We start from the raw sequence: 18,534 nt of genomic DNA, 5'->3' as shown, positions 1-18,534 counted from the left end.
TTATTTATAAATAAGATAGTTGTTTCTAGTTTTTTTGAATGCATCCAAGCCTTGTTGCCATGTAGCTTTTATTTCAGTTTCACTTAAACCAGCTTCAATTTGTTGTTGTAGTTTTTTTGTGCCGGCTAATTTAGTGAAAAAGGCGTTGAAGAATTCTGCTTTGTTTTTAGTGTTTTTATATGCTGAAATTAACCAATTTAAATTTACACTATTTAAGTTTTTAGCATTAACCAAATTCATGCCATAACACATCTTATCTTGAAAAGGCGGTTGTTTTGCACCTTCATTTGGTTTTGGGGTAAAGGTATATTTAAATGTTGTTTTATCTAAAAACGGACTTCCAAAAACCTGAAATTGTGTGTTTGTACCTCTACCAACGCTTACGTTTGTGCCTTCAAAAAAACACAAACTAGGGTATAAATTTATAGAAGTGTCGTTTGGTAAATTCGGACTTGGTTTTATAGGTAAACTATACGCCATTTGGTGTGAATAATTTTTAATAGGAATGACTTTCAATTCACATTGTACACCATTTTTTAACCATTTTTCACCGTTTATCATGCTAGCATATTCGCCAATTGTCATGCCATGAACTACAGGAATTGGGTGCATACCAACAAAACTTTTGTTTTCCATTTCTAAAATTGGACCATCTATGTAATGCCCGTTTGGGTTTGGTCTATCTAAAAGCAACAAAGGTATATTGGCTTCTGCGCAAGCTTCCATAACGTAGTGTAACGACGAAATATAGGTGTAAAACCGTGCGCCAACATCTTGAATATCAAAAACCATGATATCAATTGTTTTAAGCTGTTCAGGTTTAGGTTTTTTATTATCACCGTAAAGCGATACAATAGGCACGCCTGTTTTAGTATCAATACCATCTTTTATATGTTCGCCAGCATCGGCTGTTCCTCTAAAACCATGTTCGGGTGCAAATACGGTTTTAATATTTACCTTTAAAGTTATTAATGAATCAACCAAATGCGTATAATTACCTTTAACTTTATTACTTCCTACTTTAAAAATTACACTTGTTTGGTTTGCAACAATACCAACACGTTTTCCTTTTAGCAAAGGTAAATAAGCATCCGTTTGGTTAGCAGCTACAAGCATTTTAGGGTTTTGGGTATTTGGCTCTTGATTTTTGATTCTTGATTTTTGATTCTTGGTTTCCTTATTCTGTCTTCCGTCTTCAGACTTTGAAATGTTTCCACAAGAAATCATTACCAAAACAAATAATAAAACTGTATTTTTGAAAACTTTAAATTGCATACGGTATTTTGAATTACGAGTTTTTTTTAGCTAAACGCATTATTGGTAGTAAAGCGTATAAAAGTAGTATATCGGCACCAATAATAAAAATTGGCATTGCAGCAATTGCTATTGGTATAGTGGTGATGCTAGTTGCCATAGCTACGGGTATTGGCTTGCAACAAAAAATACGCGATAAAGTAGTGGCGTTTAATGGGCACATAACTATTTCAAGTTTTGATAGTAATGCATCGCAAGAAAGCATATCGCCCATATCAAAAAAACAAAAGTTTTACCCAAAGTTTACAGCGGTAGCAGGTGTAAATCACATACAAGCCGTTGCTTCAAAATTTGGTGTTATACGAACCGAAACAGATTTTGAAGGTGCTTACTTAAAAGGCGTTGGCGCCGATTATAATTGGACGTATTTTAAAGAATTTCTAGTAGCAGGTAAACTGCCAGATTACACCAAAGGCAGAAATGAAGATGTATTAATATCGCAATACCTAGCCAATAGACTTGGTTTTAAAGTGGGCGAAACCTTTCAAATGGTATTCCCAAAAGACGACCCAGAAAAGCTGCCAAACATAATAACTTACAACATTGTTGGTATTTACAATTCAGGTTTTCAAGACTTAGATGCACAATACGTTTTGGGCGATATCCGCCATATTCAACGTATAAACAAATGGAAAGACGACCAAATTGGCAATTTTGAAGTGTTTATAGACGATTACGACCAACTTTCTACAAAAAGCATTGAAATATACCACAACACACCATCAACTTTTAATACCCAAGCCATAACAGATAAATACGCATCGGTTTTTGAGTGGATAAACATTTTTGATAAAAACATATACGGCATCATAGGTATTATGATACTAGTGGCAGGTATAAACATGATAACCGCACTACTGGTATTAATATTAGAACGTACCCAAATGATAGGTGTTTTAAAAGCCTTAGGTAGTAACAACTGGAGCATTCGTAAACTGTTTTTATACAACGCTAGTTACCTAATATTACTAGGTCTTTTTTGGGGTAATTTAATAGGTTTAAGCATTTTATTTGCACAAAAATACTTTAAACTATTTCCGTTAGACCCTAGTGTGTATTACGTAACCGAAGCACCAGTGTACATAAGTATGGGTTACATTATTGCCTTAAATGTAGGTACGCTAATACTTTGTTTACTTATGCTATTAATACCCTCGTACATCATCACCAAAATATCGCCCGTAAAGGCCATAAGGTTTGAGTAGCATCAAGGAGATGCCTTTAGCTATATCTTTTTAACTGTCATTGCGAGTGAAACGAAGCAATCTTATGATACAGTAGTAACAATAAACAGATTGCTTCGTTTCACTCGCAATGACGTAAGAAAACAAATAAATAATCGATGAAATACATGAATACCCATCATATCAGGTTCGACATTCCTTCGAGGATTCTCCCACATTCCTTCGTAAAATAAGGGTTTTTACGAAGGAGACTCGAAGGAATGTCGAACAACACTCGAACAAAACCCCTAAAAAGCACCTGTAATTAATCGACTAATGGCTAAAATGAGTATATATTTTTCAAGTAACAGTTACTCTTTTTAACATAAATATAAATATTTATATTTCTTTAAGAATATTTTTAAGTATTATTTTTATACCCATAGTTATATTTTTTGCTTTTTTGTTTGGTAAATCCAAAATAACTTTTATCTTTGCATCATAAGTTCTTTGAAAGAGTATTGAAAATTGTAGTAATTAAAATTCAAACTACTAAAGTGTATTAAGTTACACAACCAATTATGGTTCTATTGGCGACGACACGTAGCGCTCTGAAAAGAAAGCAACGTTGAAACTCGGTTTAGGCAAACGCCGAAAACGCGAAGTCATTCAGTAAGGAGAGCTGAAAAGATGCATTTGGGAAAACCCCTAAAAACGCTTGAAGTAAACCTGAAATGAATAAAACTAATAACTTGCTATGAAGTAAAAAGTAATAATAGACACATTTATTTTAAGTAGCAAGGAATAATTTTGGGGTGATAATGTGAACAACGCATATTGAATTTAATTACAAGCGTATTGTAAATGTAGCAAGGCGATATTGCCTTATAATTAAATACATTAAAGATATGCGTCAAAAACACAATTATCAACACGTTGATGGTCTTATACTTGGTATAAGGACTATCCTTTCTGAGAACCGTTGTTCATTCTCAGATGATGAAAAAGTTCTCCTATCTAATGCAATTAGGTATTTACAAAACTCTAAAAAAGAAAGCGATACAAAGCCTATAGATTGGAGTTTAGTTTTCAAAGGAATTGATTTACTCTACAGAGTAATTACCAATTTCGATGATTTTACGAACATTTTCTGACCTGACACCCCATAAATTTTTTCAAATACACTACGTATGAATTTAGGATTAGCAATAAAATCAATTAGAAAACAAAAAGGTTTAAAACAAAACCAATTTGCGGAACTCTGTGATATTACTCAAGCTTACTTATCACAGATTGAGAATAATAATAAGGAACCAAATCTTTCGACATTAAAAACTATATCGAATAAATTGGAAACACCTTTACCTATACTATTTTTTCTTTCAATAGATAGTAATGACATCAGTCCTGAAAAAGAAGATGCTTTCAACATTATTGCACCTTCAGTAAAATCATTGATAAACCAATTTTTTACTATTCAATGATTAATACACCTAAACATCTAGCTTATGCTTTAAAAGTTGATATCAAAGAAATACAGTCAATCATAAAAAATATAGACAATTTCTATAGAGAAAAAATTGAAATCAAAAAAGACAAATTTGATAAGCCAAAATTAGATGCAAAAGGAGAACCTAAAAAAAGGATAATAAATCCAAGTACAAAAAGATTAAAAGTAATCCAAACTAGAATACATAGAAATATTCTAAACCAAATTGAAATGCCAAGTTATGCATTTGGTGCTGTAAAAGGAAAAGATAACCTTGACAATGCTAAACAACATCAAGGAAAAAGATATAAATTTACAACTGATTTAAAAGATTTCTTTCCATCAATAACTAATAAAGCTGTTTTTAAGATGTTTGTTAGTCAAGGTTTTTCCCCTGAAGTTTCGAGTCTTCTTACTAAACTAACCACCTATAAAGGGAAAATTCCACAAGGAGCACCAACTTCCTCCACATTAGCTAATTTAGTTTTTATCAAAACTGGAGATATTTTACAAGAATTCTCTAAAGAAAATAACGCGACTTTTACTTCATTTGTTGATGATATGACTTTTTCATCGGCACTGGATTTTAAAAGTAAAATTCCTCAGATTTTAGAGATTATTACTAATGACTATAAAATCAGTCACAAGAAAACAAATTACTCTCGAAATCCGAATATTACTGGACTTCATGTAATGAATAATCATTTAAAATTACCTCAATCATTTATAGATAAATTGGAATCAACTGAAAACAAAACAGCTGAACAAATTGCTGGTTTAAAAATGTATAAAGAAAAGGTAGATAAATCAAATTATAACAAGACTAAAGTTATTTAAAGCGTTTGTTGTAAAAGTATAAACAGTACAGTAAATAATTAAATACTTCAATTATCGCCCAACAAAATTATGATGTTGAGTAGCTGTAAAATAATCTCTAAAAATACGGTTTAGTATATGTGGTTCGCTACAAGCTTTAATGCCTAGTTTTGGGTATAAGGTTATAATAGCGTTTGTTAATTGGGTTACTAAATTGCTTGTGGTGGTGTGTATGGTATTTGTGTAGGCTTCGGTAATAGGTGTTTGGTTGTTGGTGTAGGCATCTATAGTGTTTGCAATAGTATATAGCAGTTGGTTAGCCTGTTGTAATACGTTTTGTAGTTGTAGTGTGTGTTCTGTGCTTACTATGTTGCTGGCTTCATCATAAAAATGGGTAGCCATACCTAAGTAGTTTGCAAACAGGGTAACATCGGCAAATACAGTAAAGGGTATTTTAAAAATGGGTTGTGGTAAATAAAAGGTGTTATACACAAACGCATGAGTTTTGGGTACTACTACCTCGTGTAGTTTAAAACTATGGGTAGCGGTGGCTTTTAAACCCATAGCTTGCCAATCGTAAATAATGCTAACATCATTTTTAGGAATAACAAATGAATAGACTAACGGTGTGCCATCATCCTTTAAAACCATGTTGCCATTATCCATTATTTTGGCATTCAAAGTAAAATGTGTTAAGTATGGCGCACCTGTGGCATAACGCCATTCTCCAGAAATGATATAATTATCACCTTGTTTTTCGGCAACGCCAAAAACACCGCCACTACCACCAAAGCATATTTGGTTATTGCCTGATAAAAAAATAGCATCGGCAACCTCGGGTTGTAAATTACCAATAAAGTAAGTTGCACCGCTACATAGGGTAATTGTCCAACCCAAACTACCATCTGTTTTTGCTAAAGTTTGTAGTTTTTGTAAACCTTCGGTAAGTGAAAGTTCTAAACCGTTATATGCTTTTGGTACCCATAAACGCCATAGGTTGTTTTGGGAAATCCATTCCAGCGTATTTGTTGGAAATACGAATGCTTCTTTGTAAACGGGACTAAGCTGTTTTGTATGCATTGCTTCTTTCATTTAAAATAATAGTTCGCCATTTAAAATACCCTGAAGTGCCAACAGCAAACAAGAATATGGTTAAACCTGCGTAAATATAAAGGTCTTTGTAAAAAAGTAATGGTATGGAAATGATGTTGCTAATGTTTAAATAAATCCAATTTTCCATTTTTCGTTTTGCCATAAGCCACATACCAGCCCAAGCAAAAGCGGTTGTGGTAGCATCCCAATAAGGTACATCGGAATTTGTATGGAAAACTAACCAATACGACATAATAATGAAACAACCAGCCACAATACCAATAGCTTTAAAATGCTCTGCAAAAGTAGCGTAGGAGATAGGTACTTCTTCTTTTTGTGTGCCGTATTTCCAATAAAACCATCCGTAAATACTCATAACTAAGTAATACAGGTTTAGTAGAATGTCGGCATACAATTTTGAAGCATACAATACCCACATACCTATAAGAATGGATACGATGCCAAATAAATAATTGTTGATGTTATTTTTTCGAGCTAGAAGTACTTGGGTAATTCCAAAAGCAGTACCAAGCCATTGAAAGATGCTAATTGGTGAAAAAAAATCCGCAGTCATTGTTTTATTGTTTTTTAAACGAATGAAGAACGGAGATGAACCAATAATGGAAATATAGCTATGAAGCTTTGTCCATAAAATCCCTACGCTGGCATTACCCAGATCAGGTATCGAGCTTAAAAACTCTTGGGTATCATCTCAGCCTGTTAAAAAACAAGCACCCCATTTTGTGCAAAGTTATAGTTATAGATGGTATAATGAAAATTAAAGTTTGTTTTTTACTATCTATAAAAAATGCAATGCATATGAAGGTTTGATTTACTATAAATTTTGTAACTAGAAATACATTTTATTTAAGTGTAATAGACTCAATTTCTAGTTTAAATGATTCCTCTATTTTATTTCCAATTAAAAACGCTATTTGAGTCATTTGTTCACCAGGATAGTTTGGTAACTTTAATAGTTTGCCTCTAAAAGCAGGATACATTGTATTGAAAGGAATTTCTATGGTATGCCATTCTTTTTTAGCACTAAAGCTAGCAACATAAGAATGTTTATCATCTGTATTGCTTTTTGTTCTGAATTGATAGGTTTTGCCATCACCTTTTACTTTAATGCATACTGTAGAAAAAGCAGATACGCTTTTAGCGTCAAAATTATATTGAACCATTGAAAAGCCACCATTATTTTCTAAAGAAACCTTACCACTAAAAACACCAAAACCAGTATCGTTTAAATTAAAACTGCTGTTAGATTTACCACCCATAACCACATCATTTATTGTCTTCCAATTAGTGATATTAGTCGTCGTTTTAAAATTGAAAATAGTCATGGCACTTTAAAAAAAATTAAATTAGAATATATAAAAACTGAAAGTTTTTTAATGGCTTACACCAGCATCGGTACGTTCTACTTCTTTTATAGTACCATCATCATTAAAATGTAAAAATTCAGCACATACTTTACGTTGTATTTTTTCGCAATCTAAATCGTTTTCAAGCCAACGGTGGTAAAATAATATCCATTTACCATTAAACTCAACAATAGAATGGTGGTTATTGCTTTCACCTTCAGCTTTCATAATAACACCTTGGTATTTCCATGGACCAATTGGAGTGCTTGCTGTATAATAGGTTAGTATGCGGTTGTCTTCTGGCATGGTGTAATAATAAATATTGTTTCTTTTAAATACCCATGGACCTTCTCTTTTGGGTTTGTATCCACCCATATCCATGGCAACTAGGTCGCCTTTTACACTCAATAAATCATCATTTAACTTTGCAACATAATAATCGCCACCACCATTAAAATATATATAGCCTGCGCCATCATCATCTAAAAACAGGCAAGGGTCGTTTGCATAAGGTGTTGTCCAAAGTGGTTTTCCAATAGGGTCTTTAAATGGTCCGGTTGGCGAATCGCTTACTGCCATGCCAATACCCATCCATTTGGTACTGTTTTTTGGGTTTACGCGGTCTTTAAAACCTGTTCCAGCTGGGAAACAGAAATAGTATTTACCATTTTTATAGGCAGCATCTGGAGCCCAAGCATAATTATCGGCCCAAGATAAATCGTCAACACTTAAACATGCGCCATGGTCGGTCCAGTTTATTAAATCGCTAGACGAAAATACGTGCCAATCTTTCATCCAAAAGTCTTCTTGACATTCTTCATCATGTGAAGTATACAAATACATTTTACCATCTGCCCAAACATGACCCGATGGGTCGGCAGTAAGAATATCACTTCCAAAACTTAAAGGGTTTTGAGAAAAGCCCAAGGAAGCTACAGTTAAGCCAATTAGGATAGAAAGGTTTTTTAAAGAAGACATATGTAATGAATTTAGTTTATGGTTTTTTTAAAGTTTAGTTACATCAATTTTAAAAAGTTCAGCAGCATTTTTCCAAAGAATTAATTCCTTTTTTTCTTGAGGAAGCTCTAGTTGATCCATGAATTTTAAATACGATTTCATATTACTTATTGGCCAATCTGTGCCATAAAGTAAATATTTTGGGTCGCCAGCATAAGTTATCATTTCTTCAATTTCGGTTTTCATGTAGCGTTCAAATTTATCGGAGAAATCGCCTAGAACCAATCCAGAAATATCGGCATGTACGTTTTTGTTTTTGTAAACAACTTCCATGCAATCTTTAATCCATGGGTTGCCTACATGGCAAATTACTATTTTTAAATCGGGATAATCAACTGCTAAATCATCAATATGTAAAGGGTGCGAATATTTTACTTTTCCAGTTGGTGCATACGTATCGCCAGAGTGAAACATGACGGGTACATCAAATTCAATAGCCATATCGTAAACCACTTTAAATCTAATATCATTAGGATAAAAAGGTTCGTAACCTGGATAGAACTTCAGGCCTTTTATAAGTCCAGCTTCTAAAAAGTCGCTAATTTCTTTTAAATCTCTGTGTGTGTAGTTAAGATAGCTAATGCCTGCTACAACACCTAAATTATCTCGGTCGCTTATAGCTTCAACTACTTGTTTTGTACTTGGTCTGTGTTCGTTTACTTTGTAAGATGAAAGCACTAGGGAGTAATCTACGTTGTTTTCTAACATGGTGTCCGTTAGCTTGTTTAAGCAATCATCTAAAGAAACAACACGGTCTTCATGGTAGTTGTTTATATGTGTGTGTACGTCAATTATCATTTTTATGTTTTTAAATTTTTAATATTTCCAAACCAAAACATCGGCGGTTTTTAAAGTAGTACTACCAATCAAAATTTCAGTGTTTTGAGGTAAAATCATGGTATATGGTTTGTTTGAATAATTTACTGCAATACCAAAACCATCGCGGTATTCAACTATCACGCCTTCTGGGTAGTTTTCAACAGGAATGTTTTGTTGGTTGTATAATTTGATTAATACTTGTTTCTCAAGATCACCATTTTTAGAATCAACACCAATATAAGTAACAGTGCCTATACCTAGTTTTCTAGAAATAATTGCAGAAGTTCCAGAATAGAATTCAGAGTTATAAGTTGCCCAAGTTTCAGTGTCTTTATATGGTTTTAATAAATCGCCCCAACTAGTCCATTCAAAATCGTTGTTATTGAATTTAATTTTTCCTGGTGCATGAGGCATTAATAAATCGTATGATTCAATTTCTGAACCTATCAATTTCCACATAGGTTCATAAAACTTAGCTTCCCATAAATGACCTTTTTTGTTTTGAATTCCTGAACGACAACTTAATACTAAATTACCACCATTTTTAGCATAAGCGGTTAATTTAGCAATCATTTGTTCATCAATCATTTGGTAGGCTGGCACTATTAAAACAGGGTAATTTGAAAAGTTAGTTGTATCGCGAATAAAATCTACAGGTGCTCCAAAGGCTTTTACAGCTTTATAATATTTTAAAAAATGGTCTTCGGTTTGCCATTGGTTGGTTTGTTTATTTAGGTTTATACCCATCACATTATCAGTATTAAACAATATACCTGTTTTACGTTTTAAATAGGCTTCGGGTAAATTAGCCTTAGCATTATATTTTTTTCTTAATAAATTAATTTCATTTATAAACTGGCTGAATTCTTTACCGCCAGTAGTTTGTGTAACACCATCAGGACCTACAATGCCATAATGGTATTGTTCATAGCCATATAAAGGAGCGCGGTATCTGTAGGTACAGGTAAATTTACTGCCGCCTGCAAAAACATGCCATAACCACATACGCATAGCACCAGGTAATGGTTGCGGGTTGATACTACCCCAATTAACTTGCCCAGGTTGTAATTCCATAACGCCATACATACCTTTTAATGGGCGAAAAAAGTCGTTTGCCATAGCAATTCTTGAGTATTCGCCAACACGATACCCGTTGGTGTCTATGCCTTTATCACTACCATATACCATATAGCGTGTGTAAGCTTCAAAGTCTAATTCTTTACTCATACCTATATAACCAACATCGTACATAGGGATGTAGTTAGATGTTATCCATTGGTTTTTACTGGCGTGTTTTTTGATTTCCAAAGCTTGTTCATCAAGAAATGAAGCAGTTTCATAATCAGCAAAACGATAATGATCTAATTGTGAATGTAAATTCATGCCCCATTGTTGATGAAGAGGCAGATTTATTTCATCAAAATTAGTATACGTTCCACTCCAAAAATTGTTTCCCCAAGCTTCGTTTAAAGTAGCAATGGTTTTGTATTTTTCTTTTAGCCAATCGCGGTAACGCAAAAGTGCATCGTTGCCATAGTCAAGAAAACGGCGAGGTTCATTATCAAGTTGCCAACCAATAATGCGTTTATCATTACCATATCTTTTAGCTAGTTGTTCTATCATTTTCATAGAATAGCTGCGGTAATAATTGCTTGAAAATGTAGCATGTTGGCGTGCGCCATGATCCATTTTTGATCCATCTTCATTTGTTGCAAGTACTTCAGGATGTTTGCGTACTAACCAAACAGGAGGTGTAGCTGTAGAAGTACACATAATTACTTTTAACTTGTATTTTGCTGCAAGTTCTAAAGCTTTATCAAGCCATTTAAAATCGTAAATACCTTCTTGGGGTTCTAATTCTGCCCAAGCAAATTCTGCAAAATGGGTAAACTCATAACCCATTTCAGCTATGTTTTTTAAATCGCGTTCCCATTGTTGTGGGTTCCAATGTTCAGGATAGTAGTAAACACCAACTGTTGTAAGGTCTTTAGTTGGGAAGAATTTTTCAAATTTTTGAGAAAACGAATTGAGACTTAAAAGAATTACAAAGCAAGCGAATAAAACTTTTTTTGAAACAGTAATTTTTAAAGACATAAAGGTGGTTATTTAGTTTAGTAATGGTTTAATTATTTTCAATATCGCTAATATGATGCTCTAAAGCTTTCACTGAAATTTGAATTTCCATAATTAATAATGCAAGCGATATAATTAGAAAAATAAGGGCAGCACCAAATACCCAAATAGCTAAAGTATGTTGTTGCACGTAAATTAAAAACATGGTTAATACGCATAGTAATAAACTTGATATACCAAAAATTTGCATGCTACGCGTTAGGTATAAGCGTTGTTTTATATTTTGTATTTGCGCCATTAAAACCTTGTCTTTGTTCTTTTTATACTTGCTATGCAAATCTCTAATAGTAGCAGCATAAGCTAAAAACCGATTGGTATAAGCAAGCATTATTAATGAAATTGCCGAAAAAAGAACTGCAGGTGTAGTAAGTGTTAAATCTTCCATTTTAAGAATTTACCCAAATTTAACAACTTTAAAGTTTTTTGAGGGTATATTTTGATTCAATTTATTTTTTACATTCGTTGAATGCAAGAAGATTTTTTACATTACATCTGGAAACATAAAAAATTTGAAGTAAATCAATTAAAAACAACACAAGGTGATGCTGTTTTGGTTACTTCTGTGGGGCAACATAATTTTAATGCTGGTCCTGATTTTTTTAATGCACAACTTAAAATTGGTGAACAACTTTGGGCTGGCAATGTAGAAATTCATGTAAAATCATCCGACTGGTTTTTGCATAATCATGAAGTAGACAAGGCATATGATAACGTGATTTTACACGTTGTTTGGGAACACGATACGGATATATTTAGAAAAAATAATACGCCAATTCCAACACTACAATTAAAAGATGTTGTTAGTAATGTTATTTTAAACAATTATGAAAAATTGTTTTCTAAAAGTGGAAAATGGATTAATTGTGAAAATGATTTTGCCTCGGTTGATGATTTTTTGATTAACAATTGGCTTGAACGTTTGTATTTTGAAAGGTTAGAACGAAAATCATTAGAAATTCAAAAGCTTTTAGAAGAAACAAAAAACGATTGGGAAGCTGTTTTATTTGTGATGCTTACTAAAAATTTTGGACTAAAAGTAAACGGAGAATCGTTTTTTAGTATTGCAAAATCGGTTGATTTTTCAATAGTTAGAAAAGTGCAATCAAACCAAGAAACATTGGAAGCCTTGTTGTTTGGACAAGCAGGTTTATTAGAACAAGATATTGAAGATGGTTATTATTCAATGCTAATTAAGGAGTATCACTTTTTAAAACAAAAATTTAAACTAGAAAACAAGCATGTAATTTCGCCACAGTTTTTTAGGTTACGACCTCCAAATTTTCCAACCATTAGGCTTTCGCAATTGGCTGGTTTGTATTTTAATAACCAAAACCTGTTTTCAAAAATTATAGCGCTAAATAATTTAGATGAATTTTATAAACTTTTTGATGTAACTACTTCTTTATATTGGGAAACGCATTTTTCATTTGGAAAAGCGTCGAAAACGTCAACAAAAAAGTTAACCAAGCCGTTTATAGATTTATTGCTTATTAATACCATAGTGCCAATTAAATTTTGCTACGCAAAACAAAACGGACATGATATTAATAACATTATTTTAAATATTGCTACTGAAATTACTTCAGAAAAAAATAGTATAGTTGATGCGTTTAATAAGCTTAAAAAAACATCAAAAACATCACTACATTCGCAAGCACTTATTCAACTTAAAACCGAATATTGCAATAAAAATAACTGTTTGCAGTGCGCTGTAGGAAGTCAATTAATTAAGTAATTTTGTTTTTTATAAAACTTTTAAACAAATAAACTTTTTCACTTTTAAACTTAATACTAAATTGCAGCATGAGCATTTTTTACAAACCCTTATTGTTTTTTCAAAAGCATGGTTATTACGTTTGCCAGCGTATTGCAGAACGCTTGGGTATACGTACAAAAGTAGTTAGAACAACGTTTATGTATTTAACCTTTGTAACGCTTGGTTTTGGGTTTGCATTGTATTTGTTTTTAGCATTTTGGATGCGTATAAAAGATTTAGTTTACACCAAACGGTCTTCGGTTTTCGATTTATAATATATATGAACCCACTTATTAAGTTTTTTAGAACTAAAATTTATACCGCCGTTTTTTTGTTGGTTATTATGCTAATGGTGGGTATTTTTGGGTATAAATTTATTTCTAATTACTCATGGTTAGATGCTGTTTATATGACGGTAATAACCATGACAACGGTTGGTTTTGGTGAAGTTATACCGCTAGATTATAATTCAAAAATATTCACAATTTTTTTAATATTATCAAGTGTTGTAATCATGGGTTATGCACTTTCTATAATTACAGAATACATATTAAGTAAAAATAATATTGAAGATTTAAAACACAAAAAGATGCAAAAAGAGATTAATAGTTTTAAAAACCATGTAGTTATTTGTGGCTATGGTAGAAATGGAAAACAAGCAGCAATAAAATTGTTAGCTCATAAAAAGGCATTTGTAGTTATTGAAAAAAATAAAGAAATTGAAGAACGTTTGCAGTTAGATAATGTTCCATACGTTATAGGAAATGCAAATGAAGATGATGTTTTAATGCAAGCAGGAATTGATCGCGCTTCAAGTTTTATTTCAGCTTTACCAAATGATGCAGATAATTTATTTGTGGTACTTTCTACAAGGCAAATAAATAAGAATATCAATATAATAAGTCGTGCTTCAAACGAATCGTCATACAATAAATTAAAATTTGCAGGTGCAAACAATGTGATTTTGCCCGATAAAATTGGAGGCGACCACATGGCATCTTTAGTGGTCGTTCCTGGTTTAATGGAATTTTTAGATAACTTGTCAATTGTAGGGAAATCGGGTATTAATGTTGAAGAAGTTGCCGTTGAAAAACTTTTTAGAAAAGAAGATATAAAAACGATAAAAGATTTAGACCTTCGAAAAAAAACAGGTTGTACCATAATAGGTTACAAAGATGAAAATGGCGAGTATATAGTAAATCCTGAAGCAGAGTTAGAATTAGCACCAAAGTCTAAAATTATTGTTTTAGGAAGGCCAGAACAAATAGACGCACTAAATTCAGAATATAATATTTAATAGGGCATTTTGATTTTAACAGCAAATGTTTTAAAAAATCATTTTTTTTTAGCATCTTGCCGACTTTTAATAAGAATCTTTCAATAGAAATAACAAAAAAACCAAAATATTCTCTTATGAAGAAATATCTTCTCCCTGTACTTACATTATTAATTCCTATAGTAACATTTTCTCAAGAAGCACAAAAAGGCTTAGATGAGAAAGTAAATGATGCATTCATGCCAGTAGCAACTTGGTGGGAAGGTTTTATATTAACCAAAGTACCAATAGGCGAATACCAAATTCCGTTTGTAGTGTTGCTATTAGTTTTTGGTGCTACGTTTTTCACCATTTATTTTAAATTCCCAAGTATTACAAAATTTATAACTGCAATTAATACGGTAAGAGGTAAATATGTTGATATTGAGAAACATGGTGTTGATAAATTATATAATAATGATGAAGCTTTAGCCGAAGAAGATATCGCAGATACCATTAGAGATGAAAGTGCTCATGGTGAAGTGTCTCATTTTCAGGCTTTAGCAACTGCGGTTTCAGGAACAGTTGGTTTAGGAAATATTGCTGGTGTTGCTGTTGCTATAGGTTTAGGTGGTCCAGGAGCAACTTTCTGGATGATTATTTGTGGTTTATTAGGTATGTCAACCAAATTTGTAGAATGTACTTTAGGTGTAAAATATAGAGACATAGGAAAGGATGGAACTGTATATGGTGGTCCAATGTATTATCTAGCAAAAGGTTTTAAAGAAATTGGCTTTAGTAAATTAGGGAAAATACTAGGTGTATTATTCGCTGTTTTATGTGTTGGAGCTTCTTTTGGTGGTGGTAATGCTTTTCAATCAAACCAAGCTGCAGTACAAATTAGTACATTATTAAATTTACAAGGTGGATCAAACGGTGTAATTATTGGACTTTTCCTAGCATTTTTTGTTGGTGTAGTTATAATTGGCGGTATTAAACGAATAGCTAAAATTACAGAAAAGATAGTGCCTTTTATGGCTGGTCTTTACATTTTGGCTTCTTTAGTTATAATTTTTGCAAATATTAGCGATATTGGTTTAGCCTTTTCATTAATTATTGATGGCGCATTTACACCAATGGCAGGCTTAGGTGGTCTTGTAGGTGTATTGATAGTTGGTTTTCAACGTGCAGCCTTTTCAAATGAAGCTGGCGCAGGTTCTGCTGCAATTGCACACTCTGCTGTGAGAACAAAATACCCAGCATCAGAAGGTGTTGTTGCACTTTTAGAACCATTTATAGATACTGTTGTTATTTGTACAATGACAGCTTTAGTAATTATATTTTTCAATATTAATGGTACAGATGCACAATCGGTATTTAATTATACAGCAGAACATGGTAGTAGTGTTATTTTAAAATCTACCGATTCTCCAATAAGTGGTGTAGATTTAACATCTTTGGCTTTTGATTCTGTAATACCGCACTTTTCGTATGTATTAACAATCGCCATTGTATTGTTTGCGTTTTCAACCATGATTTCCTGGTCTTATTACGGTTTACAAGCTTGGAAATATTTATTTGGAAAAGGAAAAACTGCCGATATGGTTTACAAAGTATTATTCTTATTATTTGTTGTAATTGGAGCTGCTGCAACTTTAGATGCCGTAATTAAGTTTTCAGATGCGATGATTTTGGCACTGGTTTTCCCAAACATGATAGGCTTATTTTTCTTATTCCCAAAGGTGAAACAAGAATTAACACGTTATTTAAGTGCCATAGCTATTAAAAAAGAAGCTATTGAAGATGGTGCAATAGATGTTACCAAACATATGTAATTATTACAAATGAACTTTTTAAAAGCATCCCATTTCAAGTTTACAAAAAACCAACGGAATGGGATTTTTTTATTAATTCTACTCATTATACTTCTGCAGTGTATATATTTTTATATTAACTTTTCTTCTGAAGAAATTAATGTAAACCAAACCCAACTTGCAGCATTTCAGAAAGAAATCGATTCACTTCGATTAGTAGAAATTGAAGAACGGAAACCCAAAATATATCCGTTCAATCCAAATTTTATAACCGATTATAAAGGTGCTTCATTAGGAATGACCAATGAGGAAATAGATAGATTATTAGCTTTTAGAAAACAAGATAAATGGATAAACTCAACAAAGCAATTTCAAGAAGTTACCAAAGTTTCCGATTCATTTTTAAATGCAATATCACCATATTTCAAGTTTCCAGAATGGGCAACCAATCCAACAAAATCATTCGAAAAATCTAGTTATTCGTTTAACAAAACGCCAAAAACCTTCAATCAAAAAATAGATTTAAATAAAGCAACTGCTCAAGAATTACAAAAAGTAAACGGCATAGGCGAAGTGCTTTCTGAACGGATAATTAAGCTTAGAAATAAGTTTATAGGTGGTTTTATTGATGTTGTACAACTGCAAGATGTGTATGGTTTAACACCCGAGGTTATTGAACGCATTAATAACGAATTTGCTGTAAAAACTCCGCGAACCATCAAAAAAATAATATTAAACAAAGCATCTATAGACGAATTGGTTACTATACAACACATAGATTACAATTTAGCATTTCGTATAGTAGAACAACGGCAGTTAAGAGAAGGTTTTAAATCCTTAGATGAATTAAAAAAAGTAAAAGACTTTCCTGTAAATAAAATCGATATAATTAAATTATATTTGTCGCTCGATTGAAAAAGAAAAAATAAATGAGTAGTATGTACTTCACTGAAGAACATCATCTTTTTAGAAAAAGTCTTCAAGATTTTTTACAAAAAGAAGTCGTTCCTCACATTGAAACTTGGGAACAAACAGGTACGATAGACCGGTTTATTTGGAAGAAATTTGGAGACATGGGGTTCTTCGGAATTAATTACCCAGAAACTTATGGCGGTCTAAACCTAGATTTGTTCTATACGGTTATCCTTTTAGAAGAACTGCAAAAAATAAACTCAGGTGGTTTTGCAGCAGCAATTTGGGCACATGTATATTTGGCAATGACGCATTTAAACGCTGAAGGAAGCGAAATTATAAAGCAAAACTATTTAGCCGCAAGTATATCAGGTGATAAAATTGGCTGTTTATGTATAACAGAACCTTTTGGTGGTAGTGATGTGGCAGGTATGCGAACTACAGCAATAAAAGAAGGAAATCATTACATTTTAAACGGTTCAAAAACATTTATAACCAATGGCGTTTATAGCGATTATTTGGTTGTAGCGGCAAAAACAACTCCAGATTCAGGCAATAAAGGTATTAGTATTTTTCTTGTTGATAGAACAGAAGTAGGCTTGTCTGCTACCAAATTAAATAAATTAGGTTGGCGAGCTTCAGATACCGGAGAAATAGCCTTCGATAATGTAAAAATACCAGCAAGTAATCTTTTGGGAGAAGAAAATAAAGGTTTCTCTTATATCATGCAGCATTTTGCGTTAGAGCGATTAATTATGGGGGTTAATGCACATGCACGAGCAGAATTTGCTTTAGAATACGCGTTGCAATACATGTCCGAACGTCAAGCTTTTGGTAAATCAATCAATAAATTTCAAGCACTAAGACACACAATTTCAGATTTATACACAGAAATGGAAATTTGTAAAGAATTTAATTATTCTGTTACATATAGACTAAATAAAGGAGAATATGTAGTTAAACACGCTACCATGTCTAAATTGAAGTCAACAAAAATGGCTGATGAAGTTATTTATCAATGCTTACAGTTTTTAGGAGGCTATGGCTATATGGAAGATTATCCAATGGCTAGATTGCTTCGAGATAGCAGGTTAGGCCCAATTGGAGGTGGAACTTCAGAAATTTTAAGAGAGATTATCGCTAAAATTATTATTGATAAAAAAGAATATAAACCAGCAACATAAAATAATTTACATTTGATAATTGTTAATTAATAATTATTTTTATTTTTGCACCCACAAAATCTAAAAGAGAGGAGGTTAAGACACTATGTTAATAATACCAATTAAAGAAGGAGAAAATATAGATAGAGCGCTAAAGCGTTTTAAAAGAAAGTTTGATAAAACAGGCATTAAGCGTCAGTTACAAACTCGCAAACAATTTACAAAGCCTTCAGTAGAACGTAGAGCGCAAATACAAAAAGCACAATACATTCAAGGTTTAAGAGATGCAGAAGACATATAATCTGTAACTTATATAAAATTAAAATCCCGCAACTAGCGGGATTTTTTTTGTTTAACATTTTTACCATCATAAAAGTTGTGTTCTAAACTTTTAACTTTTAACTTTAAACCTTAAACTTAAAAA

The 18,534-nt window shown here is 32.4% G+C and carries 18 protein-coding genes and 1 riboswitch; of the genes, 10 read left to right on the top strand and 8 right to left on the bottom strand.

Annotation, left to right across the window (positions count from 1 at the left end):
• Complete coding sequence (locus ACFQ1R_RS15070) at positions 1–1,275, bottom strand: exo-beta-N-acetylmuramidase NamZ family protein (RefSeq protein ID WP_379927100.1); 1,275 nt, start codon at positions 1,273–1,275, stop codon at positions 1–3.
• An 8-nt stretch (positions 1,276–1,283) separates the two neighbouring features.
• Here ACFQ1R_RS15070 and ACFQ1R_RS15065 point away from each other — a divergent pair, with 8 nt between their 5' ends.
• The 3 genes from ACFQ1R_RS15065 to ACFQ1R_RS15055 all read left to right on the top strand — a co-directional run bounded on the left by ACFQ1R_RS15065 (position 1,284) and on the right by ACFQ1R_RS15055 (position 4,803).
• Positions 1,284–2,519 (top strand): ABC transporter permease, encoded by a 1,236-nt coding sequence (locus tag ACFQ1R_RS15065; RefSeq protein WP_379927099.1) that lies wholly within the window; start codon positions 1,284–1,286, stop codon positions 2,517–2,519.
• Positions 2,520–3,667: 1,148 nt separating this feature from the next.
• Positions 3,668–3,961: a helix-turn-helix domain-containing protein gene (locus ACFQ1R_RS15060; protein WP_379927098.1), complete on the top strand. Its 294-nt coding sequence runs from the start codon at positions 3,668–3,670 to the stop codon at positions 3,959–3,961.
• Positions 3,958–4,803 (top strand): reverse transcriptase family protein, encoded by an 846-nt coding sequence (locus ACFQ1R_RS15055; protein WP_379927097.1) that lies wholly within the window; start codon positions 3,958–3,960, stop codon positions 4,801–4,803. Before ACFQ1R_RS15060 ends, ACFQ1R_RS15055 begins: the two co-directional genes overlap by 4 nt.
• A gap of 51 nt (positions 4,804–4,854) precedes the next feature.
• On the opposite strand, the gene ACFQ1R_RS15050 is transcribed toward ACFQ1R_RS15055, so the two are convergent.
• The 7 genes from ACFQ1R_RS15050 to ACFQ1R_RS15020 all read right to left on the bottom strand — a co-directional run bounded on the left by ACFQ1R_RS15050 (position 4,855) and on the right by ACFQ1R_RS15020 (position 11,595).
• The gene (locus tag ACFQ1R_RS15050) at positions 4,855–5,874 is read right to left on the bottom strand and encodes an acyl-CoA dehydrogenase (protein WP_379927096.1); all 1,020 of its coding nucleotides are present in this window, start codon (positions 5,872–5,874) and stop codon (positions 4,855–4,857) included.
• Positions 5,843–6,448: a nicotinamide riboside transporter PnuC gene (pnuC, locus tag ACFQ1R_RS15045; protein ID WP_379927095.1), complete on the bottom strand. Its 606-nt coding sequence runs from the start codon at positions 6,446–6,448 to the stop codon at positions 5,843–5,845. Before pnuC ends, ACFQ1R_RS15050 begins: the two co-directional genes overlap by 32 nt.
• Positions 6,449–6,511: 63 nt before the next feature.
• A riboswitch (TPP riboswitch) is annotated at positions 6,512–6,623 on the bottom strand.
• Positions 6,624–6,737: 114 nt separating this feature from the next.
• Complete coding sequence (locus tag ACFQ1R_RS15040; RefSeq protein WP_379927094.1) at positions 6,738–7,220, bottom strand: CIA30 family protein; 483 nt, start codon at positions 7,218–7,220, stop codon at positions 6,738–6,740.
• A 48-nt stretch (positions 7,221–7,268) separates the two neighbouring features.
• Complete coding sequence (locus ACFQ1R_RS15035) at positions 7,269–8,219, bottom strand: family 43 glycosylhydrolase (RefSeq protein ID WP_379927093.1); 951 nt, start codon at positions 8,217–8,219, stop codon at positions 7,269–7,271.
• Between the two features lie 27 nt (positions 8,220–8,246).
• A complete protein-coding gene (locus ACFQ1R_RS15030) occupies positions 8,247–9,056 on the bottom strand; it encodes an amidohydrolase family protein (protein WP_379927092.1) in 810 nt (269 codons plus the stop codon).
• Positions 9,057–9,074: 18 nt separating this feature from the next.
• Entirely contained in the window at positions 9,075–11,171 is a 2,097-nt protein-coding gene (locus ACFQ1R_RS15025; RefSeq protein ID WP_379927091.1) for a beta-galactosidase, read from the bottom strand.
• A 28-nt stretch (positions 11,172–11,199) separates the two neighbouring features.
• Entirely contained in the window at positions 11,200–11,595 is a 396-nt protein-coding gene (locus ACFQ1R_RS15020; RefSeq protein ID WP_379927090.1) for a DUF2721 domain-containing protein, read from the bottom strand.
• Positions 11,596–11,676: 81 nt separating this feature from the next.
• Here ACFQ1R_RS15020 and ACFQ1R_RS15015 point away from each other — a divergent pair, with 81 nt between their 5' ends.
• The 7 genes from ACFQ1R_RS15015 to rpsU all read left to right on the top strand — a co-directional run bounded on the left by ACFQ1R_RS15015 (position 11,677) and on the right by rpsU (position 18,411).
• Complete coding sequence (locus ACFQ1R_RS15015) at positions 11,677–12,945, top strand: DUF2851 family protein (protein ID WP_379927089.1); 1,269 nt, start codon at positions 11,677–11,679, stop codon at positions 12,943–12,945.
• A gap of 68 nt (positions 12,946–13,013) precedes the next feature.
• Positions 13,014–13,241: a PspC domain-containing protein gene (locus ACFQ1R_RS15010; RefSeq protein WP_379927088.1), complete on the top strand. Its 228-nt coding sequence runs from the start codon at positions 13,014–13,016 to the stop codon at positions 13,239–13,241.
• A gap of 5 nt (positions 13,242–13,246) precedes the next feature.
• On the top strand, positions 13,247–14,263 hold the full coding sequence (locus ACFQ1R_RS15005) for a potassium channel family protein (RefSeq protein ID WP_379927087.1): 1,017 nt from the start codon (positions 13,247–13,249) through the stop codon (positions 14,261–14,263).
• Between the two features lie 116 nt (positions 14,264–14,379).
• Positions 14,380–16,056 (top strand): alanine/glycine:cation symporter family protein, encoded by a 1,677-nt coding sequence (locus ACFQ1R_RS15000; RefSeq protein WP_379927086.1) that lies wholly within the window; start codon positions 14,380–14,382, stop codon positions 16,054–16,056.
• 9 nt (positions 16,057–16,065) lie between these two features.
• Positions 16,066–16,950 carry a ComEA family DNA-binding protein gene (locus ACFQ1R_RS14995; protein WP_379927085.1) on the top strand — a complete coding sequence of 295 codons (885 nt, stop codon included), beginning with the start codon at positions 16,066–16,068 and terminating at the stop codon, positions 16,948–16,950.
• 14 nt (positions 16,951–16,964) lie between these two features.
• Positions 16,965–18,131, top strand: a complete 1,167-nt coding sequence (locus ACFQ1R_RS14990; protein WP_379927084.1) for an acyl-CoA dehydrogenase family protein — start codon at positions 16,965–16,967, stop codon at positions 18,129–18,131.
• A gap of 85 nt (positions 18,132–18,216) precedes the next feature.
• Complete coding sequence (gene rpsU, locus ACFQ1R_RS14985; protein ID WP_379927083.1) at positions 18,217–18,411, top strand: 30S ribosomal protein S21; 195 nt, start codon at positions 18,217–18,219, stop codon at positions 18,409–18,411.
• Positions 18,412–18,534 lie beyond the last annotated feature (123 nt).

Origin of the sequence: Mariniflexile jejuense, from assembly GCF_042675665.1 — a bacterium.
GTDB classification, from domain to species: domain Bacteria; phylum Bacteroidota; class Bacteroidia; order Flavobacteriales; family Flavobacteriaceae; genus Mariniflexile; species Mariniflexile jejuense.
The sequence above is the reverse complement of the archived record's forward strand: the minus strand, read 5'-3'. Positions and strand labels throughout refer to the sequence as shown.